Genomic DNA, 6,000 nt, shown 5'->3' with positions numbered 1-6,000 from the left:
TAATATAATAATATTTGTAATCTAGAATATAAAAACTTGGAATAGACCTTTGAGACTATAATACATTTTTATATTCTTGGCTAATTATAATTTTCACTTCGTACTCCTATGATTTAAATATTTATTTACGATTATTTATCTTGGAGGTTAATATTATAAATATTCACTTACTCATTTCTTATAATTGCACTGTTAGCTTTGAGAATATGAACAAAATATTTATAATTTTAATTTAGTGCTATTTCTAAATATTTTAAAGAAAGCTCTACTTCTCTATTCAATTTTTCATTTACTTTTGAATAGTTTATTACTTCAAAATTAGGTTCCTCTCCTATTTCTAAGCAACGATTGTCTAGATCTAATTTATTCAGTAAAGATAATAATCTTAAATCTGAATTTGATTTTTGTTTTAAACAATAAAACTCTTTGTTGTATGTAAGAGCAAATGCTAAACCATGAAAAGATGTTGTAACAACAAAAGAAGCATTTTGAAAGTATCCTATAAACTCTGATGGAGAAGCTGTTTGGATTAATCCACTTTTGGGTATTATTGGATGTGATGTAATTTCTATAATTTCAAGATTTAATTTTTTAGCAATTTTAACTGCTAATCTATTTAGTTCTTTCCATTGTCCTATTTGGTATAAAAGAAGGTATTTATTCTTTTTAGATGGTATAGCTATCTTGTCAAAAATTCTTCTACCAGCTAAAAGGGTAGGATCAATAACTATTTTAATTTCTTTATCAATTAAAGGTTGTAATAAACTTGCTAGAGAATCTTCCCTTACACTAATATGCTCTAATTTTTGTAGAGCGTTTGAAAAAAAATCTTTTTGCTGTTTAGATAATTTTTCAAATCTACTACTTGCTGCATACGAAACAATTTTACATTTAGCATCATTCCCAAAATAAACTCCATCAAATTTCCCACCAGTTATTCCAGGATTCCATATCTGATCACTTCCTAACACTAAAACATTATATTCTGAAAAATCCTCATTTCTTTTATAAGGATGCAGGTCTAAATATCTATTCATAAAATTTTCAAAAGCATACCATCGTTTAATTCTTATCGGTTTTACTATTAACTCTATGAATAGCCTTATGATACATTTATAAGGGTTCCTTGATAACCAATTTCTAAGATTATTTTTTTTATATGCATTAACTATGTAGCGAGGTCTATAGTTAATTATATTTACTGAATGCCCTAGTGTTTTTAAATATTCTTTTAGGGCATAAGCTTGTAAGACTGCTCCATAATTATGTGCACATTGAAAAGTAATGATTCCTATTTTCATAATTTCTTTTTTATAGTTGAAAGTATTTTTGCTATAAATATTTTAGTTTTATAAATCTTACCCATATCTCCATATTTATGAGCTACATACTTGAATCCTCTTTTCTTATAGTCTTTAAGGAAATTCTTACGTTTTATATTTGGCTGTATGCATTTTCTTAAAACATCCTGCATACATTCTTTAGTATTACTTGGTAATATTTCTAAGAGTTTAGATGCTTCTTCAAATATTTTTTTTCCTATTGACGAGTTAATAAGAACTAATGAAATTCCTTTATTATCTCTAAATTCGTTATAAGATGTATCCTCCCAATGCCAAAAATCACCTAATGAAATATCTCCTACACGTTTTAAGTTTGTATAGGGACAATTAAAACAACTTTCTCTTTGGATGTAATGCGAAAAATAGAGATAAAGGTAAGACTCTGTTATAATCCTCTTTTTATTTTTAAAGGTATATGTTTCTATTCCACCTTTCCAACCTAAGAGCTTATTTCTCATATTTACATTTTGCAAAGAGGAAGAATACTTAATTTCAAGATAATGTAAATAATCCTCCCAAACCTTTGGAGCCCCCACGCCATGGCACAATATATCAATAGTTATCAATTTTCCTCTTTTAAGTCTTTCTGTTTGCTTCCTTAAGTTTTCAACTTGGCAAGGTACTCCTGAAAATAAAACAAGCTTATCATTTTTTAATTCATTAATTACATCTAAAAATATACCATCCAAGTTACTCTGTACATATTTAGATCCCTTTATTGAATTTAACGCCTCTTTATTTGTTATTTTACAATGACTAATTTTATAGTTTTCAGAATAAGCAACACCATAAACAAGCCCCCCTCTTGCAAGTATTGTTTCTGCAATTGCAGAAAACACACCACCACTTTGACTTTCTATTAATTTCTTTTCATCTTTAAATCGTGCAGCATATACGAGTGGCTCCTCAAAATCATTAAAAATTTTATAAGATGGTATAAACTGACAATCTCTAAAACACTTTCCACAATTAGTACATAGATTATTATCTATTAAAGGATAATTAAATCCCAAGTCATCAGGATTCATCTTTATAGCCGCAAAAGGACATGAAACAACACATGCTGTACAACCACAACATTCTTGGGGTATTTTACTATCGACTCTTAGTTTTTCACTCATTAAATAAGTTTTTTGATTAATTTATATATAGTGCTTTTAATAGTTTCTCTTTCAGATGAGGAGCAACCTATTATATAAATTACAAATATAGTCAAAAATAATGTTATACCTGTTACAACTATAAAAGATGAGAAGCTATTAGATAAATTTAAAGATAAATAAATAGGGAAGACCGAAGAAATAATACCTACAAAACTTACTTTAAAAACTACATTCTTTATGTAATTTCTTACTTTTAACCCTATCATTTTTCGTAATAAAATCAAGCGGACAATCAAACAACAGAAGTTAAAAATAACTGCAATTATAAGAGTTATTTCTGGGAAAAAACCGTTTTCTAAAAGAATATATGATAAAGGTAAACATAGAAATTGAAAGGCTCCTATCATTAATTGATAATTTCTAATATTGCCAGTAGCAAGAATAGCTGTGATTAATGGTCGAGAAGCAGAGTCGCATAATGCATAAAGAAGAATTAGTCTTACAAACCATATTGTATGTTCAGGAACTATTTTTAGCCAAATTGTTAATATATATGGTGTCTCTACCATAATAGGTAAAGATAAAAATAATAATAAGAACATTGAAAATTTTGCACTCTTATAAATTAAGTCCAACATATATTCTTTTTCATTAGCTGCATACGATTTTGTTATTTGTGGATTTACAGCTGTCATAAAATTAGAGGCAAAACTATTTACAGCTCCATTAACCTGTTCTGCTATACCACGAGCAGCATTTACAACTGGACCTACATACAAATTCAGCAAGATATTTGAACCCTGATCTCTTAAAATAGCAGATGACGAACCTATAAAAGTCCAACCCGAGAAAGCAAACATTTCTTTCATTAAAGTTTTGTCTATATAAAAGTGCCAATTCGTTTCTCTAAAATGGCTTTTGCAATATATACCATTTAAGAAGCGTATAATTATATAGGTAGACAAAAGAAGAAAGGAATAAAATATTAACTTATCAAAAGAGAAAAATGGTAATATAAGTACTATCGCTAATTTTAATAAAACGTGAATAATCCCCAAATAGGCAAACGCCTTCATATGTTCATGCGCTACTATGATTGCATTATAAGGAACCGTTATAAGGTCAAGTACAAGTACAATAACAGATGTGTGGAATACACATTTCGCTGCAAACATTCTGCTTGGCTCTATATTCATCTTTTCAGTTAGGAACCATAAGCCCAAAGATTCTGATATAATAATAATTAAAATAGATAATATTACTTGAATATTAACTGATGTGCAAAATACTTTATTTAGTTTACCAATATTTCCTTTACCTAACTCAAAAGCTAAGAATCTGCTGATAGCCCCAGAAAGTGAAGAAGATAATATTGTGAACATACCGACAAAACCGCCAACAACATTATATATACCATAATCGGTTACACCTAATTCATTTAGAATTATACGACTTGTATAAAGAGACACAACTAATGAAAAAAATGTTCTAAAATATAGTGCTAATGTATTTTTAGCAATTCGTTTGTTATTAGATGAGATATCCGACATATAATAATAAACTAGATTATCTTGAAAATCATAGTCTTCTAAGGTAAGTAGTGATTGAAAAGGATCATTTCTCCAAATTATGGTATTACATACCATACCTCACTATTGTTACAGTTTACTTCGCCATTGGTTTTTACACCATAAAGTATGCTTGAATATATTTCTATCCTATAATGTCCTTAAGATATATATTAAGCAACAAGTAAATAGAAAGAGCTATAAAACGTGAAACACATCATTTTCTGAACCTCTATAGATAGGGATATTATATTTATCTAAATAAGCCTCTATTACATCATTATTAGGATTTATAGATGTAGCAACAACAATGTTTGTATCCTCTATTTGTCTCAACTTTTCTATTAATAACTCTAATATACATTTGCCTTTATAAAAGGGTAATAATATCTTATTGGGGAGTCGACTAGAACCTACACGTGCTTGTATAATGAACGTTATTTTTTTATTAATAAAGTATGACATATTTTTTTTCTTCAAATATTTGAATCACATATTATTAGTCTCTATGATAATTTGTAAATCCATAAAGAGTATGCTTTAATGGCGATATAACGGTGATAATTTTGTTATCCATATTTATTTATTTTACTCTTCTTCCCACTCAAATGGTTTGGAGTGTGCTCCGCTAGCGTTGCCATCTCCTATTTGTGTTCCAAATTCAATGTTTCTGTTATTATTCATTCCACTGGGGAGAGTTCCACTATTGTGTGAAGAACCTGCAGTTAGGAATGTTGAATTTTCAATATGTATTACTTTTAATATTGGTTGTTCGTATACTTTTTTGTGTTTCATTTTTAGTAAAGATTATAGGTTTTATATCTTTTCTTTTTAAACTCTGTTTCAGAGTAGTATAAAGTTTACGCTAAAGTTTTTATTTCATATTAGTTCACATATATTTTCCTCCCATTTTTTATATATATTCCTGTTTTTAAGTTACTGGTAGAATATACTTGTCTACCGTCTAATGTGTAAACTCTCGCGTGTGTTTTAGATGGAATATCGTTTGTATTGTGTAAAACAATAGTGGTTGTTCCATCTAATGATATATTATATTGTGATTGTTTTGCGTGCGATGCATTTTTTATTCTGAAGAATGCACGCATTCCATTTATCTTTTTATCGTTCGTAGACGGTTTATAGAGATTATCTTTGTCGCCAAGAAAAAGTTCTGTCCCGTCTGTTTTTAATTCAGTTGGACTATATGCTCCTACAAATGCATAGTTTCCTGTTTCGTCTGTTATTGTTTTTGGCTCAACGTCCGTAATAGTAACATTACGAAATATTGGATTTACAACATCTTTCTTTGGCTTTATGATATATGGAATTCCTGCTTTTATTTCTGTTGCATCTTTAAATAGCATTGTAGTGCCATCTACTTTTCCGGTAAATTCTCTTAATTCTGGATCATTTAAATACAATTTTACAGAATCTTTATCGACATTGAATGGTAAACAGAATGTATTCCAATAATCTTTTGAAAGGGTACGTGTAACCTGAATGATATTATTTTCTATGCCTTTGTTACTTGTGATAGTTGTTGAGTTATCTTCGTTTTGATCAATTTCGTTTGTAACTTCAATACTTTGTACTGCTATAAAATAGGTTTTATTTTTATCGTAGAAGATTTCTATCTTAGGTCTGTCATTGATAACTATATTCGCAAATGTAAAAGAGATGATAGAATCATTAATATAACCTTTTTCCACAGGAGATATTCTTTTGTCATCAACAGCCATAACAGTATTCAACAATTTTCTGAGTTTATCATCGGTACTGGTTTGTAAAGATATAACTATTTTTCTTATTTTTGATTTACTAATATCTGGTTTTAATTCTAAATAAGAAGCTCCACTTGACGATGTACCAACTTTAAGACAATATGTATATTCATCAAAATCTCTTATTACAGCATCTGTTTTTATATCCCAACGCCGTCCATTTATATTTGCCCAACTGGTATAAACTTTATTTTTTTTGGATTCC

General features: G+C 28.7%; 6 protein-coding genes. All 6 read right to left on the bottom strand.

Annotated elements, in window-relative coordinates:
- Positions 1 to 227 precede the first annotated feature (227 nt).
- The 6 genes from HMPREF9144_RS04720 to HMPREF9144_RS04695 all read right to left on the bottom strand — a co-directional run bounded on the left by HMPREF9144_RS04720 (position 228) and on the right by HMPREF9144_RS04695 (position 5,753).
- Positions 228 to 1,301, bottom strand: coding sequence for a polysaccharide pyruvyl transferase family protein (locus tag HMPREF9144_RS04720; RefSeq protein ID WP_006044746.1), 1,074 nt, complete (start codon positions 1,299 to 1,301; stop codon positions 228 to 230).
- Entirely contained in the window at positions 1,298 to 2,464 is a 1,167-nt protein-coding gene (locus tag HMPREF9144_RS04715) for a Coenzyme F420 hydrogenase/dehydrogenase, beta subunit C-terminal domain (protein ID WP_040595388.1), read from the bottom strand. The genes HMPREF9144_RS04720 and HMPREF9144_RS04715 overlap by 4 nt, the downstream gene beginning before the upstream one ends.
- Positions 2,464 to 4,092, bottom strand: coding sequence for an oligosaccharide flippase family protein (locus HMPREF9144_RS04710; protein WP_006044744.1), 1,629 nt, complete (start codon positions 4,090 to 4,092; stop codon positions 2,464 to 2,466). Before HMPREF9144_RS04710 ends, HMPREF9144_RS04715 begins: the two co-directional genes overlap by 1 nt.
- 120 nt (positions 4,093 to 4,212) lie before the next feature.
- Positions 4,213 to 4,479 carry a cytidylyltransferase domain-containing protein gene (locus tag HMPREF9144_RS04705; RefSeq protein WP_006044743.1) on the bottom strand — a complete coding sequence of 89 codons (267 nt, stop codon included), beginning with the start codon at positions 4,477 to 4,479 and terminating at the stop codon, positions 4,213 to 4,215.
- Between the two features lie 123 nt (positions 4,480 to 4,602).
- On the bottom strand, positions 4,603 to 4,809 hold the full coding sequence (locus HMPREF9144_RS04700) for a hypothetical protein (RefSeq protein WP_006044742.1): 207 nt from the start codon (positions 4,807 to 4,809) through the stop codon (positions 4,603 to 4,605).
- 89 nt (positions 4,810 to 4,898) lie between these two features.
- Positions 4,899 to 5,753, bottom strand: coding sequence for a hypothetical protein (locus tag HMPREF9144_RS04695; RefSeq protein WP_006044741.1), 855 nt, complete (start codon positions 5,751 to 5,753; stop codon positions 4,899 to 4,901).
- Positions 5,754 to 6,000 lie beyond the last annotated feature (247 nt).

The sequence above is a fragment of the Prevotella pallens ATCC 700821 genome, from assembly GCF_000220255.1.
Classification (GTDB): Bacteria; Bacteroidota; Bacteroidia; order Bacteroidales; family Bacteroidaceae; genus Prevotella; species Prevotella pallens.
The sequence above is the reverse complement of the archived record's forward strand: the minus strand, read 5'-3'. Positions and strand labels throughout refer to the sequence as shown.

Bases quoted from the DNA above. Each gene is read 5' to 3' on its own strand.
- HMPREF9144_RS04720 (WP_006044746.1), bottom strand. From the start codon at position 1,301: ATGAAAATAGGAATCATTACTTTTCAATGTGCACATAATTATGGAGCA.
- HMPREF9144_RS04710 (WP_006044744.1), bottom strand. From the start codon at position 4,092: ATGGTATGTAATACCATAATTTGGAGAAATGATCCTTTTCAATCACTA.
- HMPREF9144_RS04700 (WP_006044742.1), bottom strand. From the start codon at position 4,809: ATGAAACACAAAAAAGTATACGAACAACCAATATTAAAAGTAATACAT.
- HMPREF9144_RS04715 (WP_040595388.1), bottom strand. From the start codon at position 2,464: ATGAGTGAAAAACTAAGAGTCGATAGTAAAATACCCCAAGAATGTTGT.
- HMPREF9144_RS04695 (WP_006044741.1), bottom strand. From the start codon at position 5,753: ATGGCTGTTGATGACAAAAGAATATCTCCTGTGGAAAAAGGTTATATT.
- HMPREF9144_RS04705 (WP_006044743.1), bottom strand. From the start codon at position 4,479: ATGTCATACTTTATTAATAAAAAAATAACGTTCATTATACAAGCACGT.